This window comes from Ruegeria sp. K3 (assembly GCF_056531845.1).
On record NZ_JBQFMM010000011.1, the window covers coordinates 57,176 to 74,623 of the forward strand.

17 protein-coding genes are annotated in these 17,448 nt (G+C 57.5%); 10 read left to right on the forward strand and 7 right to left on the reverse strand.

What is annotated here, in order from left to right:
- The first annotated feature begins 122 nt into the window (after positions 1–122).
- Positions 123–665, forward strand: coding sequence for an isopentenyl-diphosphate Delta-isomerase (gene idi, locus ACR0MP_RS17970; RefSeq protein ID WP_170394917.1), 543 nt, complete (start codon positions 123–125; stop codon positions 663–665).
- A 44-nt stretch (positions 666–709) separates the two neighbouring features.
- Positions 710–1,192 (forward strand): SsrA-binding protein SmpB, encoded by a 483-nt coding sequence (gene smpB, locus ACR0MP_RS17975; protein WP_170394914.1) that lies wholly within the window; start codon positions 710–712, stop codon positions 1,190–1,192.
- Here smpB and glpK read toward each other — a convergent pair.
- From glpK to panB, 3 genes are all read right to left on the reverse strand, one after another.
- On the reverse strand, positions 1,189–2,667 hold the full coding sequence (gene glpK, locus ACR0MP_RS17980; RefSeq protein ID WP_480887495.1) for a glycerol kinase GlpK: 1,479 nt from the start codon (positions 2,665–2,667) through the stop codon (positions 1,189–1,191). The genes smpB and glpK overlap by 4 nt on opposite strands.
- Positions 2,668–2,737: 70 nt before the next feature.
- Positions 2,738–3,589, reverse strand: coding sequence for a pantoate--beta-alanine ligase (gene panC, locus ACR0MP_RS17985; protein ID WP_170408560.1), 852 nt, complete (start codon positions 3,587–3,589; stop codon positions 2,738–2,740).
- The gene (panB, locus tag ACR0MP_RS17990; RefSeq protein WP_170408559.1) at positions 3,586–4,425 is read right to left on the reverse strand and encodes a 3-methyl-2-oxobutanoate hydroxymethyltransferase; all 840 of its coding nucleotides are present in this window, start codon (positions 4,423–4,425) and stop codon (positions 3,586–3,588) included. Before panB ends, panC begins: the two co-directional genes overlap by 4 nt.
- A gap of 171 nt (positions 4,426–4,596) precedes the next feature.
- Between panB and ACR0MP_RS17995 the strand changes: the two genes are divergently transcribed.
- The 5 genes from ACR0MP_RS17995 (at position 4,597) to ACR0MP_RS18015 (ending at position 11,082) form a co-directional block, all read left to right on the forward strand.
- Positions 4,597–6,084, forward strand: a complete 1,488-nt coding sequence (locus tag ACR0MP_RS17995) for an ABC transporter substrate-binding protein (protein WP_170408558.1) — start codon at positions 4,597–4,599, stop codon at positions 6,082–6,084.
- Positions 6,085–6,239: 155 nt separating this feature from the next.
- Entirely contained in the window at positions 6,240–7,187 is a 948-nt protein-coding gene (locus ACR0MP_RS18000; protein WP_170408557.1) for an ABC transporter permease, read from the forward strand.
- The gene (locus ACR0MP_RS18005; RefSeq protein ID WP_480887492.1) at positions 7,184–7,999 is read left to right on the forward strand and encodes an ABC transporter permease; all 816 of its coding nucleotides are present in this window, start codon (positions 7,184–7,186) and stop codon (positions 7,997–7,999) included. The genes ACR0MP_RS18000 and ACR0MP_RS18005 overlap by 4 nt, the downstream gene beginning before the upstream one ends.
- Complete coding sequence (locus ACR0MP_RS18010) at positions 7,996–9,594, forward strand: ABC transporter ATP-binding protein (RefSeq protein WP_480887490.1); 1,599 nt, start codon at positions 7,996–7,998, stop codon at positions 9,592–9,594. The genes ACR0MP_RS18005 and ACR0MP_RS18010 overlap by 4 nt, the downstream gene beginning before the upstream one ends.
- Before the next feature lie 36 nt (positions 9,595–9,630).
- Positions 9,631–11,082, forward strand: coding sequence for an aldehyde dehydrogenase family protein (locus tag ACR0MP_RS18015; protein ID WP_170408554.1), 1,452 nt, complete (start codon positions 9,631–9,633; stop codon positions 11,080–11,082).
- Here the strand turns inward: ACR0MP_RS18015 and pncB are convergent.
- The 3 genes from pncB to pncA form a co-directional block, all read right to left on the reverse strand.
- On the reverse strand, positions 11,079–12,371 hold the full coding sequence (pncB, locus tag ACR0MP_RS18020) for a nicotinate phosphoribosyltransferase (RefSeq protein WP_170394888.1): 1,293 nt from the start codon (positions 12,369–12,371) through the stop codon (positions 11,079–11,081). The genes ACR0MP_RS18015 and pncB overlap by 4 nt on opposite strands.
- 338 nt (positions 12,372–12,709) lie before the next feature.
- Entirely contained in the window at positions 12,710–12,937 is a 228-nt protein-coding gene (locus ACR0MP_RS18025; protein ID WP_170408553.1) for a hypothetical protein, read from the reverse strand.
- A 132-nt stretch (positions 12,938–13,069) separates the two neighbouring features.
- Positions 13,070–13,663: a bifunctional nicotinamidase/pyrazinamidase gene (pncA, locus tag ACR0MP_RS18030; protein ID WP_170408552.1), complete on the reverse strand. Its 594-nt coding sequence runs from the start codon at positions 13,661–13,663 to the stop codon at positions 13,070–13,072.
- A 96-nt stretch (positions 13,664–13,759) separates the two neighbouring features.
- Between pncA and trhO the strand changes: the two genes are divergently transcribed.
- Complete coding sequence (gene trhO / locus ACR0MP_RS18035; RefSeq protein ID WP_170408551.1) at positions 13,760–14,665, forward strand: oxygen-dependent tRNA uridine(34) hydroxylase TrhO; 906 nt, start codon at positions 13,760–13,762, stop codon at positions 14,663–14,665.
- Between the two features lie 64 nt (positions 14,666–14,729).
- The gene (locus tag ACR0MP_RS18040; protein WP_170394876.1) at positions 14,730–15,230 is read left to right on the forward strand and encodes a potassium channel family protein; all 501 of its coding nucleotides are present in this window, start codon (positions 14,730–14,732) and stop codon (positions 15,228–15,230) included.
- A gap of 6 nt (positions 15,231–15,236) precedes the next feature.
- On the opposite strand, the gene ACR0MP_RS18045 is transcribed toward ACR0MP_RS18040, so the two are convergent.
- Positions 15,237–15,566 (reverse strand): hypothetical protein, encoded by a 330-nt coding sequence (locus tag ACR0MP_RS18045; RefSeq protein ID WP_170394874.1) that lies wholly within the window; start codon positions 15,564–15,566, stop codon positions 15,237–15,239.
- 191 nt (positions 15,567–15,757) lie between these two features.
- On the opposite strand from ACR0MP_RS18045, the gene betB reads away from it, so the two are divergent.
- Positions 15,758–17,212 carry a betaine-aldehyde dehydrogenase gene (gene betB / locus ACR0MP_RS18050; RefSeq protein ID WP_480887486.1) on the forward strand — a complete coding sequence of 485 codons (1,455 nt, stop codon included), beginning with the start codon at positions 15,758–15,760 and terminating at the stop codon, positions 17,210–17,212.
- Positions 17,213–17,448: the final 236 nt, after the last annotated feature.

Sequence of the window (17,448 nt, forward strand, 5' to 3'; positions counted from 1 at the left end):
GAACTTCGAAATGCCGCAGCCCCTGCGGCCTTTCGTGCGATTGATTGACATTGTAATCAGCGCCACTTTGGGGAAAACCGGTAAGGCCATGTGCACCGGAGATCGCCAACAGGAGACGACAGATGGGAATCTTGATCCCGGCTTGGGTTGAGGGCGAACTGACACCCGTCGACAAGCTGGAGGCGCATGAAAAGGGGCTGCGACACAAGGCTGTGTCCGTGTTTGCCGTGCGCGGGACCGAGATATTGCTGCAACGCCGGGCGATGGGCAAATACCACACGCCGGGTCTATGGGCGAATACCTGTTGTACGCATCCGGATTGGGACGAAAGCGCTTCGCATTGTGCCGTCCGGCGCCTGCGCGAAGAATTGGGCATCACCGGACTTTACCCCGAATACCGGCATCGATTGGAGTATCACGCCGATGTCGGCAACGGAATGGTCGAGAACGAGGTGGTCGACGTCTTTCTGGCCCATGTGCGTGGAGCCTTGAAAATCGAGCCTAACCCGGAAGAAGTGATGGATATCCGCTGGGTCGATTACCACGATCTGCTGGCCGAGGTGAAGCGGCACCCCGACCGTTTTACCCCGTGGCTCAAGATTTATCTGCACAATCACGCTGACACGATATTTGGACCTGACCTGATAATCTCGGCCAATTCATAACCCTGCCTTGCAAGGCGGACGCAAGCGGCATACATCAACGCGTCATGGCCAAGCAGAAGCAGAACACTGACCCGAATTACAAAGTGATCGCCGAAAACCGGCGTGCGCGCTTCGATTATGCGATCGAAGACGATCTCGAATGCGGTATTGTCCTGGAAGGGTCCGAGGTCAAATCCCTGCGTGCCGGTGGGTCGAACATTGCTGAAAGCTATGCGTCGGTTGATGACGGAGAGCTATGGCTGATCAACAGCTATATCGCGCCCTATGAGCAGGCCAAGGTCTTCAAACATGAAGAACGCCGCCGCCGTAAACTGCTGGTGTCACGCAAGGAACTGTCGAACCTGTGGAACGCGACCCAACGCAAAGGCATGACGCTGGTGCCGCTGGTGCTTTACTTTAATCACAAGGGTCGGGCGAAGCTGAAGATCGGCATCGCCAAAGGTAAGAAGCTGCACGACAAGCGCGAAACGCAGGCCAAGCGCGACTGGTCACGGCAGAAACAGCGCTTGATGAAGGACCACAGTTAGAACGCCATGGCCGCCTGAACCGCGCGTTGCCAGCGCGAATAGGCCGCGTCTCGGTCAGCAACGGGTTTTGCAGGCTCAAACCGCCGGTCCAGATCCCAGGTTTCGGCGAATCCGGCCTGATCCGGGTAGACACCCGCTTTCATGCCCGCCAGCCATGCGGCACCAAGCGCGGTGGTTTCCTGCATCACCGGGCGGTCGACCGGGGCGCCCAGAATGTCGGAAAGCCCCTGCATGGCCCAGTCCGAGGCGCTCATTCCGCCGTCGACGCGCAGGATCACGTCAGTCTCTGCGCCCCAATCGCCCTGCATGGCGTGCCACAGGTCGCGGGTCTGGAACGCGATGCTTTCCAGCGTGGCGCGCGTGATTTCGGCGCGGCCTGAATTGCGAGTCAGGCCAAAGATTGCGCCCCGGCAATCGGGTTTCCAATAAGGCGCGCCCAGCCCAGTAAAGGCAGGGACGAGAACAACGTGCTGGTTTGGATCAGCTTTGGCGGCCAGTTCACCGCTTTGCGGTGCGGTTTCGATGATTTGCAACGCATCGCGCAGCCATTGCACCGCCGCACCGGCAATGAAAATCGAGCCTTCAAGCGCATAGGTTTTCTGCCCGTCCAACTGATAGGCAATTGTCGTTAGCAGCCGGTTTTTCGATTCAACTGGCTGCGTACCGGTGTTGAGTAGTGCGAAACAGCCCGTGCCATAGGTGGATTTCATCATGCCCGGCTGGAAACAGGCCTGTCCGATGGTGGCAGCTTGCTGATCCCCCGCCACGCCGAGAATTGGAGTGTTACCGCCAAACAGTGAGGTCGATCCGAAGTCTGCGGCGCAATCGCGCACGTCGGGCAACAAAGCTTGGGGGATGTCCAGCAAGTCGCAGATCTCGGTACTCCATTCCCCTTTGTGAATATCGAATAGCAATGTGCGGGCCGCATTGGTGGCATCGGTGGCGTGCACGCGCCCTTCTGTCAGTCGCCAGATCAGGAAGGTATCGATTGTGCCGAACAGCAGCTCTCCGGCGGCGGCACGGTCGCGTGCGCCGGGGACGGTATCAAGCAACCATTTGACCTTGGTGCCTGAAAAATAAGGATCTAGCAGCAGACCGGTCTGGGCAGTTACGTCATCCTCGCATCCGGCTTTGCGAAGACGCTCGCAAATCTCAGCGGTGCGACGGTCCTGCCAGACGATTGCGTTGTGAATGGGGGCCCCAGTGGCGCGATCCCAGATGACAGTGGTTTCGCGTTGGTTGGTAATCCCGATACCAGCGATCTGTGCCGCGGATACACCTGTCGTTTGCATCACTTCACGGCAAACCGTCAGAACGCTGTCCCATATCTCCTCGACATCATGCTCAACCCAGCCTTCCTGTGGGAAATGCTGTGTAAACTCGTGCTGCGCAGTGCCGACGCGCTGCATTTGCGCGTCGAACAGGATTGCACGAGACGATGTGGTGCCCTGATCGATTGCCAGTATATAGGTCATTCCTGCGCCCCTCCCGCTTTGGTTTTGCAGGACTTTAGCGCAAACACAACCAAACGTACCAGAGGGGAAATCAGACCGGAGACACCGGTAGATTGTCGATCAGCCGCACGCCGTCGACCAAGGCTGCCGCAAACAGTCGTGCGGGTCGTTTGGCATGGGTCATAGGCTCCAGCGTTTCAGCGCAGCGTAGTTGCAGATACTCCACTTCGTTGAAGCCGGCGGCCAAAAGATCGGCCTGTGCCTGAGAAGCCAAAGCTTCGAATTCTTCGCCGTTTTCCAGCGCCTGAACAACTGCACGCATGATACGATGTTTTTCGGCTGCGATGGCCAGACCATCCTCGGATAGCCTTTGATTGCGCGAAGACATTGCGAGGCCCGAAGGTTCACGCACCGTGGGGCAACCAATCACCTCGATCGGAATATCGAGGTCGCGGGCCATCCGGCGGACGATCATAAGCTGCTGATAGTCTTTTTCCCCGAAATAGGCTCGATCCGCTTGCGTTTGCAGGAACAGCTTGGCGACAACTGTTGCCACACCATCGAAATGACCCGGGCGGAATTCTCCCTCCATCGCGACGGTCAGACCCGAGACCGAGACTGTGGTGGCGAAGCCATCTGGGTAAATCTCATCCGGGTCGGGCGTGTAAATCGCATCGACGTTGTAAGGCGTGAGTTTTTTTGCGTCTTCTTGTTCGGTGCGCGGATAGTTGGCGAGGTCTTCGGGGTTGTTGAACTGCTTGGGGTTTACAAAGATCGTCACGATCACCCGGTCGCAAGCCGTCTTCGCGGCTTCGGCCAGCGACAGATGCCCCTGGTGCAGCGCACCCATGGTGGGGACAATTCCGATCACCTCACCATTCAGATGCCAATCACGAGTCAGCGCACGCAAGTCTGCCAGTCGACGCAGAATAGGCGCGGTCATGACTTGGGTCCTTTGACGGGTACGGCATCGGCAAAGACATGTTCGTCTGCCGGGAAGCTTCGCGCACGAACCTCGGCTGCGTATTCAGCAATGGCGGCTTCGGCCAACGGGCCAAGATCAGCATAGCGTTTGACGAATTTCGGTTTGAAGGCGGTGAAAAAGCCAAGCATATCGTCCACCACCAGAATTTGCCCGTCGCACCCGGCCGAGGCACCAATGCCAATTGTGGGGATCGCAATCTCAGCGGTAATTCGGTTTGCCAAACCCTGCGGAACTTTCTCTAACACGACCGAAAACGCGCCTGCTTCGGCGACGGCCCGGGCGTCGGCCAATACGGCATCGGCCTGTTCGTCGCGCCCTTGTACCTTATAGCCACCCAAAGTGTTTATCGACTGCGGTGTCAGGCCAATATGTGCCATCACCGGGATCCCGCGTTTGACCAGAAACCGGATGGTTTCAGCCATCTCGAAGCCACCTTCCAGCTTAACCGCCCCAGCTCCTGTTTCCGACATCAGCCGGGCTGCATTGCGGAATGCCTGAGCCGGGTCATGCTCGTAGCTGGCGAAAGGCATGTCGATCACCATCATTGCCTTGTCCAGACCACGGGCAACGGCCTGGCCGTGCATGATCATCATCTCCATCGTCACACCAAGAGTCGACGTCAACCCGTGCAACACCATGCCGACGCTGTCACCGACCAGAACGAAGTCACAATGCGCATCCATCAACTGCGCCATCGGTGTTGTGTAGGCGGTCAACGAGACCAGAGGATCAGTACCTTTCCGGGCGCGGATATCCTCGGCGTTCGGGGCTTTCTTGCGGGCGGTGGCGCTCATGCTCGCTCCTCGCAGGTTTCATGTTGCAGCGCGGCATAGCAGATGCGGCAGGCGCAAAGAAACCCCGGTTGCGCCAACAATTCCTTGATTGACCTCGGGTTTGCGAGGACATTGGTCGCAGATCGGCCCGAAAAAAGCAGGGCTAGCCAATTTCAGTGGGGAGAGATTTTCATGACAAAGCAGCGCTTTCGCTCGTTCGCGTCGGCCCTGGTCCTTGGCGCGGGCCTGTTTGCCACGCAGGCCATGGCCAAATCTGACATCACCATCGCCATGCAGCTTGAGCCACCGCATCTGGACCCGACCAGCGCTGCGGCGCAGGCTATCGATTCGGTCGTCTACACCAATATCTTCGAAGGCCTGACCCGGTTCATGGGGGATGGCTCGGTGGTGCCGGGGCTGGCCGAAAGCTGGGAAATCTCGGATGACGGTACCGTTTACACATTCAAGCTGCGCGACGGTGTGACATTTCACGATGGCACAACGATGGATGCCGAGGACGTCAAGTTCACCCTTGATCGCGCCACGGCAGAAGACAGCGCCAACGCGCAGAAGGCTTTGTTTGCGGGCATTAAAAGTGTCGAGGTGGTGGACCCCCTGACCGTTCAGGTGACGTTGAATGAGCCGAACGGGAACTTCCTTTTCAATCTCGCCTGGGGTGACGCGGTGATCGTTGCGCCCGAAAGCATCGAGAATATCAAGACCAATCCGGTTGGCACGGGGGCCTTCACCTTCTCTGACTGGCTGCAGGGTGACAGCATCATCCTGAATCGCAACCCCGACTATTGGGGCGAACAGCCCGCGTTAGAGACCGCAACGTTTAAGTTTATCTCGGATCCGACCGCCGCCTTTGCCGCCATGATGGCCGAGGATGTAGACGTGTTCGACAACTTCCCCGCACCCGAGAATCTGCCGCAATTCGAGGCTGATCCGCGCTTTCAGGTTCTTGTCGGCTCGACCGAGGGGGAAACCATTCTGTCGACCAACAACAAACAAGCCCCGTTTGATGACATATTGGTCCGACAGGCATTGGCCCACGCGATTGACAGGCAGGCCATCATTGATGGGGCTATGTTCGGCTATGGCACACCCATCGGTACGCATTTTGCTCCGCATAATCCGGCTTACGTCGATCTGACCGGCAATTCGGCCTATGACCCGGAAAAAGCCAAGGCGCTGCTGGCCGAGGCCGGGTATCCCGATGGGTTCGAGACCACGCTGCACTTGCCGCCGCCTTCCTACGCCCGACGCGGGGGTGAAATCATCGCTGCCCAACTGGCCGATATTGGCATCACCGCCGAGATCATCAATGTGGAATGGGCGCAGTGGCTGGAAAGCGTGTTCAAGGGCAAGGAGTTTGGCCTGACCATCGTCAGCCATACCGAGCCGATGGATATCGGTATTTATGCCCGGCCCGACTATTACTTCCAATATGACAGCACCGACTTTCAGGCATTGATGGACACGCTGAATTCGACCACGGACCCTGATGAGCGCACACGTTTGCTGGGTGAGGCACAGCGCTTGATTTCGACCGATTACGTCAACGGGTACCTGTTTCAACTTGCCAAGCTTGGCGTGGCCAAGGCCGGTGTTGAGGGGCTATGGGAAAACGCACCCACGGCAGCGATCGATCTGACCGGGATCAGTTGGTCCGAATAGAAGAACAGAGTTGGACCGGGGCGATGGCCAGCGCCCCGGCGCGAACTGTTGCACCATGAAACCCACAAGGATTCTGGTTTGGCGGGTTTCTTTTTGTCTATCTTCTCGTGCCTTAGGCGCTGGACCCTCACGGGATGTGACCCTAACGTTTCCAAATGCTCCGCTACGCCCTCAAACGTCTGCTGTCGCTGATCCTGAGCCTGGCCGTCGCCTCGGTTGTCATCTTTGCAGTGATCGAGGTCGCGCCCGGCGATCCGGCGTCGTTCATGCTGGGCGTGAATGCGCAGGCCGATACATTGACTGCGCTGAGAGCTGAACTGGGCCTCGATGTCTCGAAGATCGAGCGGTACTTCAACTGGGTCGGCGGGATGTTGGTTGGGGATTTTGGTACGTCCTACACCTATCGCACACCCGTGTCGCAGATGATCGCAGATCGATTGTGGGTGTCATTGCCGCTGGCTTTATACGCGCTGACCCTGTCCACGCTGATTGCTTTCCCCGCCGGTATCTACGCAGCCTCACGGCGAGGCAAACCGGGTGATCTGACCGTGATGTGTGCGACTCAGCTTGGTATCGCGGTGCCGAATTTCTGGTTCGCGATGATGCTGGTGCTGGTCTTTGCCATCAATTTGCGCTGGTTCAATGCCGGCGGTTTCGCGGGTTGGGAGAACGGCATTTGGACCGGTCTACATTCACTGACCCTTCCAGCCATTGCATTGGCCCTGCCGCAAGCGGCGATCCTTGCGCGGGTTATGCGCTCGGCTCTGTTGGATATTCTGGCCGAGGATTTTATGCGCACTGCACGCGCCAAGGGCCTTTCGCGTCGGCAGGCGCTTTGGCGACACGGAGTGCGGAATGCTCTGATCCCAGTACTGACGATCATTGGACTCCAATTTTCCTTCCTGCTGGCGGGTTCGATCATCATCGAACAGGTGTTTTATCTACCCGGCCTCGGGCGGCTGGTTTTTCAGGCCATATCGGCGCGCGATCTGATCGTCGTGGAATCGGTCGTTATGCTGCTGGTCTTTGCCGTCATCATGGTGAACTTTTTTGTCGATCTGGCCTATGCCGCAGTCGATCCAAGGCTGAGGAGCAGGACATGAGCCGCAACCTGATCCTTGGCGCGACGCTGTCCTCACTGGTGGTGCTGGCAGCGCTGGTGTCCTTTGTCTGGACCCCATACGACCACGCCGCGCTGAGCATTCCGGCCAAGCTGCAGCCACCCAGCGCACAGCACTGGTTCGGTACCGATCATTTCGGACGCGACATGTTCTCGATGATCATGGTTGGTGCGCGCACCTCGATTGCGGTGGCGCTGGTCGCGGTCGGGATTGGCATGGCGCTGGGCGTTCCCTTGGGTCTGGCTGCCGCTGCGCGCAGTGGATCGTGGCTAGATGAATTCATCATGCGCGGCAATGATCTGGTCTTTGCATTCCCCTCTCTCGTCATCGCCATTCTGATCACCGCCGTCTTTGGTGCCGGGGCCATAAACGCGATCATCGCCATCGGTATCTTCAACATCCCCGTTTTTGCCCGCATCACCCGAGGCGCAGCTTTGTCTCTTTGGGAGCGCGAGTTTATCCTTGCCGCCCACGTGTCAGGCAAAGGCGCGGCACGGATATCGGCTGAACATATCCTGCCCAATGTCGCCAATCTGCTGATTGTTCAGGGAACAATCCAGTTCTCACTTGGCGTTCTGGCCGAGGCTGGGCTGTCCTATGTCGGTCTTGGTGCGCAACCCCCTACGCCAAGCTGGGGCAGAATGCTGGCCGATGCGCAGACGATGGTTAGTTTTGCCCCGCATTTGGCTCTGATTCCAGGTCTTGCCATCATCGTGACGGTTCTGGGCCTGAACCTTCTGGGAGATGGCTTGCGCGATTGGTTGGACCCTCGGATACGGGTGGCCCGCGCATGAGTCTTTTGCAAATCAAGGACCTCTCGTTGGCTATCCATGGCACGCCGATTTTAAAGAAGATCAACCTGTCGATTGCCCCTGGGCAGATCGTGGCTGTGACCGGAGAAAGCGGTTCGGGCAAATCAATGACAGCCTTTGCCGTGATGCAGTTGCTGCCAAACGATGCCGAAGTAGATGGGGTGCTAGAGTTAGAGGGCCAGAACCTACTGAACCGGTCTGAGGCCGAGATTTGTGCGTTGCGGGGCGCTGCGATCGGAATGGTTTTCCAAGAGCCGATGACTGCCCTGAACCCGGTGAAGACCATCGGCGATCAAGTTATGGAGACTATCCTGATCCACAAGGCCATGCCCCCGGCCAAAGCGCGCGCTCGGGCCGAAGAGGTTCTGGCCCGGGTTGGATTGCCAACCGACAGGTTTCCGTTGAAGCGTTATCCTCACGAACTGTCAGGCGGTCAGCGCCAGCGAGTGGTGATCGCCATGGCGATTGCACTGCGCCCCCGACTGTTGATCGCGGATGAGCCGACAACGGCGCTTGATGTGACCACGCAGGCGCAAATCCTTGATCTGCTTAAAGGGCTCGTGTCGGAGTATGGCATGGGTCTGCTGATGATCACGCATGATTTGGCGGTGGTTGCAGACATGGCGGATCAGATTGTGGTCATGCGGCATGGGGAGGTTGTTGAAACGGGCGCAACAGATCATCTCCTGCGCCATATGCAGCACCCTTACACCCGTATGCTGTTCGAAGCTTCGGGGCATCAAGTCAACCTGCCGACCTCTCCTGCACCGCGAGCGTTGCTTGAGGTCGAGAACGTGGTGCGGGACTACCGTCTGCCCCGAACGCGCCTGTTTGCCACGCCCGGTCATCATCGGGCCGTCGATCAGGTCAGCTTTACCCTGAATCGGGGGGAGCGTTTAGGGCTGGTTGGAGAGTCCGGTTGTGGAAAATCGACCCTAACACGAGCCATTTTAGGCTTGGAGGAGGTGCAGCAAGGCCGCATTTCCCTTGATGGCCAGCCTGTTTTCACCGGCCACAAACCCAATCTGGCAGTGCGACGCAAGATGCAGGTGGTGTTTCAGGACCCCTATGGCAGCTTCAATCCTCGCCACCGGGTCGCGCGCCTGATCACCGAGCCATTTCATTTGCTGGACACCCCGCCAACCGGTTCTGAACGGCAGGATCGCGTCGCTGAGATGCTTACCGCCGTTGGCCTAAGCCCCGATGATGCGGGCCGCTACATTCACGAATTCTCGGGTGGGCAGCGGCAACGTATCGCTATTGCGCGCGCTCTGATTATTCGACCCGAGTTGATCCTGTTTGATGAGGCTGTCTCGGCGCTGGATGTCTCGGTCCGCGCCCAAATTCTCGACCTGCTGGCCGAGCTTTGTGCGGCTTACGATCTGACTTACCTGTTCATCAGCCATGACCTGAGCGTGGTTCGAACCATCACCGATCGTGTGCTGGTGATGCAGGCCGGCAAGATTGTGGAACAGGGTGAAACCGAGCAAGTCTTCACAGAGCCTCAGCATCCTTACACACGAACTCTGATCAATGCGGCGCCGAAATTGCCGGAGACAGGACGAGGCGCTGCATGAAAAACCCCCGTATAGAGCCTGATATTGGAGCTTCCGATGACTAACCCCCTCTGGTTCGATCCCAACCTTTGCCTGATCGGCGGAGAATGGAAAATGCCCGCGTCAGGTCAAACCTTGCTGCTGGTGAATCCCTCGGACGGTTCCGAGATCTGCCAGATCGCTCGAGGTGGCCAAACCGATATCGACGCTGCGGTGCGGGCCGCCCGATCCGCGTGCGATGGCGATTGGGGTCGCATGACGGCCCTGGAGCGAGGGCGTATCCTCACCCGGCTGGGGCAACTGGTTCTAGACCGAGTGGATGATCTGGCACAGCTAGAGGCGATGGATGTCGGCAAACCGCTGACCCAAGCGCGGGCAGATGCGGTAGCATTGGCGCGGTATTGCGAATTTTATGGTGGTGCTGCGGATAAAGTGATGGGCGAGACCATTCCCTATCTGGATGGCTATACCGTCTACACGTTGCGCGAGCCGCATGGTGTGACCGGCCACATCGTGCCGTGGAATTATCCGATGCAGATCATTGGCCGTTCTGTCGGGGCGGCGCTGGCAATGGGTAACGCCTGTGTTCTGAAACCGGCGGAAGAGGCCTGCCTGACCGCACTGGCCTTCGCGCATCTGGCGATACAGGCGGGCCTTCCGCTTGGCGCCCTGAATGTGGTGCCTGGCCTGGGGGCTGAGGCGGGCGCGGCCCTGTCGGAACACCCGGGTGTGGATCACATCTCATTCACCGGTTCGGTCGCGACAGGCGCGTTGGTTCAGCAGGCGGCGGGACGAAACGTTGTTCCGGTGACACTGGAACTGGGCGGCAAGTCGCCGCAACTGGTTTTCGATGATGCCGATCTGGATGCCGCGCTGCCGTATCTGGTGAATGCGGGTATACAGAATGCGGGCCAGACCTGCTCGGCCTCTTCGCGCATTCTGGTGCAGCGCGGTGTTTATGATGCGGTGAAATCCCGTATGGCGACTGCCTATCAAGAACTCACCGTTGGACCGGCGGTCCAGGACTTGCGCGTTGGTCCGCTGATCTCAACACGGCAAAAAGAAATCGTGACCGGTTTCCTTCACCAAGGCTCGGACTTGGCGATTGCCGCCGAGGGCCAGATTGCGGCTGGCGCACCCGAATCCGGCGCATATGTCAGGCCCACATTGTTCTCGGATGTGCCGCCCGATCATGCCTTGGCGCGGGATGAGATCTTTGGCCCCGTACAGGTTCTGATCCCGTTTGACACCGAAGAACAGGCTCTAACCATAGCAAATAGCACCGAATATGGCCTTGTTGCCAGCGTCTGGACCCGAGATGGTGGGCGTCAAATGCGGCTGGCTAAGGGTTTGCGTTCGGGGCAGGTGTTCATTAACAACTACGGCGCGGGTGGAGGTGTCGAGCTGCCTTTTGGCGGCGTTGGAAAATCCGGCCATGGCCGCGAAAAAGGGTTCGAGGCGCTTTATGGGTTCTCGCAGCTTAAGACGGTTGCGGCCTACCACGGCTAAACGATCACTTCGATCGGCTCCTGCGCTCCAACGCCAAAGACGCGCTTGTACCGCTCAATCTGCTCGGCGGGTCCCATCGCCTTTTCCGGGTTGTCAGATAGTTTGACCGTCGGGTAGCCATTGGCCGAGACCGCCTTGCAGACTAGCGAAAAGGGAGCCAATGCGTCATTCGGTACAAGTTCGCGGAAGTCATTGGTCAGCAACGTACCCCAGCCGAACGAGACATTGGTTTGATCCGCGAACTGAGCGTGCAATTCGCGTATCTTGTCCACATCTAACCCGTCCGAGAAAATAACCCGCTTCTGCGTCGGGTCTTCGCCGCGTGATTTCCACCAGTCTATTGCGATTTTTGCGCCAGTTGCGGGGTCGCCGCTGTCAACGCGAATGCCGGTCCAGCCTGCCAGCCAGTCAGGCGCGCGGTCCAGAAACCCTTTGGTGCCATACGTGTCGGGCAGAATGATCCGCAGATTTCCATCATGTTCCTCGTGCCAGTCGCTGAGGACGTCATAGGGCGCCTGCGCAAGCGCGGCGTCGTCTTCGGCGAGCGCAGAATACACCATAGGTAGTTCATGTGCGTTGGTGCCAATAGCCTCAACTTCGCGTCGCATTGCGATCAGACAGTTGGACGTTCCGGTAAAGGACGAGCCCAAACCTTCAATCATGGCCTGCACACACCAGTCCTGCCAAAGGAAGGAATGCCGCCGCCGCGTACCGAAATCCGCGATCCCAAGCCCCTCAATAGTGCGAAGCTGGGCTATCTTTTCCCATACGCGTGTCATTGCACGGGCATAGAGCACCTGTAGTTCGAACCGGCGCATATCGTTCAGAACCGCGCGTGAGCGTAATTCCATCAGTACGGCCAGCGCCGGGATCTCCCATAGCATGACCTCGTGCCACTTGCCCTCAAAGGTCAGCTCATACTGATCACCCTTACGCTCCAGATGGTAAGGGGGCAGGCGCAGGTTCTCGAACCATTCCATGAAATCCGGGCGGAACATCTGACGCTTGCCGTAGAATGTATTGCCCCGCAACCACGTGCTTTCCCCACGACTCAGACTTAGCGAGCGGATGTGATCCAACTGCTCGCGCAGTTCGCCTTCATCGATCAAACGGGCCAATGGCACGTGATTCGACCGGTTGATCAGCGAAAACACCACATCGGTTTGGGGCTTATTTCGAAACACTGACTGGCACATCAGCAGTTTGTAGAAATCTGTGTCGATCAATGACCGGATTATCGGGTCAATCTTCCATTTATGATTGTAGACCCGCGTCGCGATATCGACCATGGGGACCTCCTGCAATTTCCGTTGTTAGATCAATCGGAGCACGAAATGGCAAGAGTCGCGGAATTGGGAACAATGCCCACGACAGAACACATTACGGGCTTATTGTGGGTTTCCTTCACGCTTTAGTGAGGGGTGGGGATGGAACTGAAGGTTGAAGTTAGTGAATGAGTCTCGAGTACGATTTTGACATTGTTGCAATAGCTCCGGATGAGGTTGATCCTGAGCATGGGCAAACATCGATAACTGGGCGGCCCCCGGTGCGGGCGCGGTTCAGGGATATCAAGACGGCAGACGCTTTGCGCGCTGCATCGCCCAAGATTCGCAGAATATTTCTGGAATCAGGATTTAGCCTGGATGAGTCGGATGGGCATCTTGCCCGAGGTTATTTTCGGCCAGAAGAGGCTGAAGATCGCCTCCTGATCATAAAGCGGCTTTTTGCGAATATCCGGAATATGGGTGTCCAGGGAGAGTATAGTGGTGAGTTCGATTTCCATCACTTCTTGGGCCATATCAGGACCGCAAAGCCCGGGACCGTGAACCGGAAAATGCCCGAGCGACCATTGCAAGCGCCACGCCCAAGACCAGTGCGTCCAAAGCGTCGCACGGTTTCTGGGCGTATCGGTTTCGCGTTAGGTCTTGCCGTGATCCTGTTTGTGTTTCTGAAACTGCTGGCCGAGCACGGTGCCGCGCTTTGATCCTTAGGCCAGTGTCACACCTGCTGCGCGCATGGCCTGCTCTGCGACAGCCAAAGATCCGTCCATATCAATGGCGCGGCACAAGTTGCTTAAGACAGTGACATCAAACCCCAGCTGTGCCGCATCTACCGCCGAATAATGCACGCAGAAATCTGTCGCCAAACCGACCATGGTCAGCTGCGTGATCCCGCGCGTCTCAAGATAGCCTTTTAGACCAGTGGGCGTGGAATGGTCGTTTTCGAAAAACGCGCTATAGCTGTCGATAGCGCTGCGAAATCCCTTGCGGATGATCAGATCGCCATCTGTTCGCAAATCCGGATGGAAGTTCGCGCCTGCGCTGCTCTGAACACAGTGATCGGGCCACAAGACCTGAGGGCCATAAGGCATGTCGATCATCTCGAACGGCGCTTTGCCAGTATGAGAACTGGCGAATGAAGAATGCCCCGCCGGGTGCCAATCCTGTGTCAGGATCACCGTATCGAACGTATCCATGATCGCATTGATCGGTGCGACGATCTCGTCCCCTCCGGCAACGGCAAGCGCGCCGCCGGGGCAGAAGTCATTTTGAACATCGATAACGAGCAGGGCGTGGGACATGCTGGCCTCCTAAAGTCGTGTTATCGGTATGGTGCGCAGCGGGTATCGTCAATGCGGTCTCTTGTGTGTTTTTGCCAAGGGCATTAGATCGCCCACATGTACACAATCGCTGCCCTCTATCATTTCACGCGTTTTCCCGACCCCGATGCGCTACGCCCGGCTTTGCACGAGCTTTGCCGCGCGCAGTCGGTGAAAGGCACCTTGCTGCTGGCGCAAGAAGGGATCAATGGCACCATCGCCGGACCCCGCGCAGGTATCGATGCGGTTCTGGCGCATATCCGTGCGTTGCCAGGATGCAGTGATCTTGAGTGGAAAGAGGCGACCTCGGACAATCCGCCCTTCGGCAAGATGAAGGTGCGGTTGAAGAAAGAGATCGTGACGATGGGCCAGCCCGATGTCGATCCCCGCGCAAATGTCGGGAATTACGTCGAGCCTGAGGACTGGAACGCGCTGATCCGATCAGATGATGTGGTGTTGATCGACACCCGCAACGATTACGAGGTGGCGATTGGCACATTCGAGGGTGCAATAGACCCTAATACAGCCAGTTTTCGCGATTTCCCGGCGTGGTGGGAACAGAACAAGGAGCGCTTTCACAACAAACGCGTTGCCATGTTCTGCACCGGTGGCATCCGGTGCGAAAAATCCACCAACTACCTGCTGGGGCAAGGGGTCGAGGATGTCTATCACCTGAAAGGTGGCATCCTGCGGTATCTGGAAGAAACGCCACCCGAAGACAGCACTTGGCAGGGTGAGTGTTTTGTCTTCGACAACCGCGTTTCAGTTGGTCACGGGCTGGTCGAAGGCCCACACAAGCTGTGCCATGGTTGCCGTCGCCCGATCCTGCCCGAAGATGTGAAACGCCCTGAATACGAGCATGGCGTATCCTGCCATCGGTGTATCAATGAGACTTCAGAACAGGATAAGTCGCGGTTTCGCGAGCGGCAAAAGCAGATACAGCTGGCCCGCGCGCGGGGCGAGGAACATCTGGGCTCTGACTGAAATCAGCTTGCAGGCCGCGTTTGAAATCGGATGATTGTGCGCAAGCCCAACCGACGGAGCGCTCATGACCCACGAACCCAGAACCCTGGAAGAATGGAAATCAACTTTGCTGGCGGCGCTTGGGCTGGTCTTGGCAAGCTTTCTTGCGTGGTACGGTCTGTCGCGCCTGAACGAAGCTACTGCAGGCGACACCATTGGCACGCTTTCCTCGGTAGGCCTTCTAATCTGGATCGCCTCGCAGTCTTGGTACTACATGACCCAGGTGAAATCCCCCCGGAGGTTGTTGTTCCTGATGGGGGTGTCCTTCATTCAGGTCGTGCCATTCCTGTTCGCAGCCGTCTACGGCGCGTTTGGATATAACGATCATTGTGTGATCGGCGCTGAAGGGCCAGCCGATATTCTGTATTTCTCATACGTCACCTTCACAACGGTCGGATATGGGGACATGTCCCCAACTGGCTTTTGCCGTGGGCTGGCTGTGGCCGAGGCTGTGACGGGTTACATCCTGTTGGGCATGTTTGTGGCCGCCGCCGTCGCGCTATACGCGCGCAACCACGGCAAATAGAGCGATCTATTTATTATGATCGATCCAGCGCGACATCATTTGTTTGTCGCGGAAACATTCGGACGGGATCGGGCGGCGCTTGCTACGCGAGATACGTTCGGCAAAAGCAACCTGCTTACCTGTTGGGTAGTTTGCAAAGGGCGACGGATCATGCGGCTTATGGGCTGAAATCCAGTCCGACAGGGATTTGCGGTCACGCTGCGCCTCGACCGGAATCTCAAGCGCTGATTGTTGCGCGATGGCGCGGGCAAAGCGCATCTGCCGATCTGTAACTGGCAGCAGGTGATAGTCGTTTGTCGGGCCGCTCAGGGCGGAATTTCGCATGTTCTGGGCCATCGGGTAATCCTCTGACTGTGCAGAACATAAATAGAACATTAACCTTTCGTTTCAAGGGAAGACCCTTTGTATTAGGCGAGATCCTGCCAATTTGCGACTTGATTGACTGATCAGTCAATAATCGATAGTTCGATCCTCAACGTACGCGATCTCTTTGCCTAAAGAGATTTCTGAACACAAAGGGAACCGGCATGAAGTTTCAACCCAAGGCCAGCCACTTCATCAATGGCGAGTCTGTCGAGGACACCAATGGCGCGCCCATCGACGTTATCTACCCCGCCACCGGAGAGGTCATCGCACGGCTGCATTCCGCCACGCCTGAGATTGTTGAAAAGGCTCTAAACAGTGCAAAATCGGCCCAAGCGGCCTGGGCTGCCCTATCGGGCACCGAGCGAGGCCGTGTGCTGCGACGCGCGGCCGACATCATGCGGGATCGCAATCGTGACTTATCGATTATCGAAACCCATGATACCGGCAAACCTCTGCAGGAAACGCTGGTGGCCGACGCTACCAGCGGCGCGGATGCGCTGGAGTATTTTGGCGGTCTGGCGGCCTCGCTGACCGGCGAACATATCCCTCTGGCAGACGGGGATTTTGTCTATACCGTCCGCGAGGCGCTGGGCGTTTGTGTGGGCATTGGGGCATGGAACTACCCGACGCAGATCGCTTGCTGGAAGGGTGCCCCGGCGTTGGCGTGCGGAAACACAATGATCTTCAAGCCTTCCGAGACTACTCCGCTGTCGGCATTGCAAGTAGCCGAGATTTTGATCGAGGCAGGTGCACCCAAAGGCGTCTATAACGTTGTTCAGGGCTACGGTGATGTAGGCGCCAGCCTGGTGACCGACCCCCGAGTGGCCAAGGTCTCGCTAACAGGGTCGGTTCCAACGGGTCGCAAGGTGTACGCTGCTGCCGCCGATGGCATGAAACATGTCACCATGGAATTGGGTGGCAAGTCCCCGATGATCGTGTTCGACGACGCCGACATCGAAAATGCCGTGTCAGGCGCCATTCTGGGAAATTTCTATTCCTCGGGACAGGTCTGTTCCAACGGCACTCGAGTTTTTGTGCAAAAGGGAATCAAGGAAGCGTTCCTTAAGCGCCTGTCTGAACGCCTTGCTACGGCGAAAATCGGCGACCCGATGGATGAAGAGGTCAACTTTGGCCCGATGGTCAGCGAAAACCAGATGAATATCGCGCTTGGCTATGTCGAAAAGGGTAAGGCTGAAGGCGCGCGGCTGATCTATGGCGGCGAACGGGTCCAAGGCGATGGTTTCTACATGCAGCCCACGGTTTTTGCCGATGTTAAGGACGATATGACAATCGCGCGCGAAGAGATTTTCGGCCCGGTGATGTCGGTGCTGGACTTCGACACCGAAGAAGAGGTTTTGGCCCGTGCCAATGACACTGAATTCGGTCTGGCCGCCGGCGTCTTCACCAACGACCTAACCCGCGCCCACCGCATCGTGGCAGGTTTTGAGGCGGGGACTTGTTACATCAACACTTATAACCTGGCCCCGGTTGAGGCACCGTTCGGCGGATCTAAGATGTCGGGCGTCGGTCGCGAGAACTCGAAACTGGCAATCAACCACTTCAGCGAGATGAAGACAGTCTACGTCTCGATGAATGATGTGGAGGCCCCATACTGAATAAATCCGGTTGAATAGTCTCTGTTCTTGATGGTTCACGTCGGGGGCAGAGCACATGCCGGCTCGTACATATGACTAAATTCCTCAAGACGCCTCCTCCGCAAACCGGAGATCAGCCTGTGAAAACACACGCCCAAGCTTATGTGATCGGTGCAGTTTGATCCTTTATCAACTGGCCAAGTTTGGTTGGATTGACGTGGCGATGCTGGAAAGGGCGAGCTAACTTGGGGCCAACC

Bases quoted from the DNA above. Each gene is read 5' to 3' on its own strand.
- idi (WP_170394917.1), top strand. From the start codon at position 123: ATGGGAATCTTGATCCCGGCTTGGGTTGAGGGCGAACTGACACCCGTC.
- smpB (WP_170394914.1), top strand. From the start codon at position 710: ATGGCCAAGCAGAAGCAGAACACTGACCCGAATTACAAAGTGATCGCC.
- glpK (WP_480887495.1), bottom strand. From the start codon at position 2,667: ATGACCTATATACTGGCAATCGATCAGGGCACCACATCGTCTCGTGCA.
- panC (WP_170408560.1), bottom strand. From the start codon at position 3,589: ATGACCGCGCCTATTCTGCGTCGACTGGCAGACTTGCGTGCGCTGACT.
- panB (WP_170408559.1), bottom strand. From the start codon at position 4,425: ATGAGCGCCACCGCCCGCAAGAAAGCCCCGAACGCCGAGGATATCCGC.
- ACR0MP_RS17995 (WP_170408558.1), top strand. From the start codon at position 4,597: ATGACAAAGCAGCGCTTTCGCTCGTTCGCGTCGGCCCTGGTCCTTGGC.
- ACR0MP_RS18000 (WP_170408557.1), top strand. From the start codon at position 6,240: ATGCTCCGCTACGCCCTCAAACGTCTGCTGTCGCTGATCCTGAGCCTG.
- ACR0MP_RS18005 (WP_480887492.1), top strand. From the start codon at position 7,184: ATGAGCCGCAACCTGATCCTTGGCGCGACGCTGTCCTCACTGGTGGTG.
- ACR0MP_RS18010 (WP_480887490.1), top strand. From the start codon at position 7,996: ATGAGTCTTTTGCAAATCAAGGACCTCTCGTTGGCTATCCATGGCACG.
- ACR0MP_RS18015 (WP_170408554.1), top strand. From the start codon at position 9,631: ATGACTAACCCCCTCTGGTTCGATCCCAACCTTTGCCTGATCGGCGGA.
- pncB (WP_170394888.1), bottom strand. From the start codon at position 12,371: ATGGTCGATATCGCGACGCGGGTCTACAATCATAAATGGAAGATTGAC.
- pncA (WP_170408552.1), bottom strand. From the start codon at position 13,663: ATGTCCCACGCCCTGCTCGTTATCGATGTTCAAAATGACTTCTGCCCC.
- trhO (WP_170408551.1), top strand. From the start codon at position 13,760: ATGTACACAATCGCTGCCCTCTATCATTTCACGCGTTTTCCCGACCCC.
- ACR0MP_RS18040 (WP_170394876.1), top strand. From the start codon at position 14,730: ATGACCCACGAACCCAGAACCCTGGAAGAATGGAAATCAACTTTGCTG.
- ACR0MP_RS18045 (WP_170394874.1), bottom strand. From the start codon at position 15,566: ATGGCCCAGAACATGCGAAATTCCGCCCTGAGCGGCCCGACAAACGAC.
- betB (WP_480887486.1), top strand. From the start codon at position 15,758: ATGAAGTTTCAACCCAAGGCCAGCCACTTCATCAATGGCGAGTCTGTC.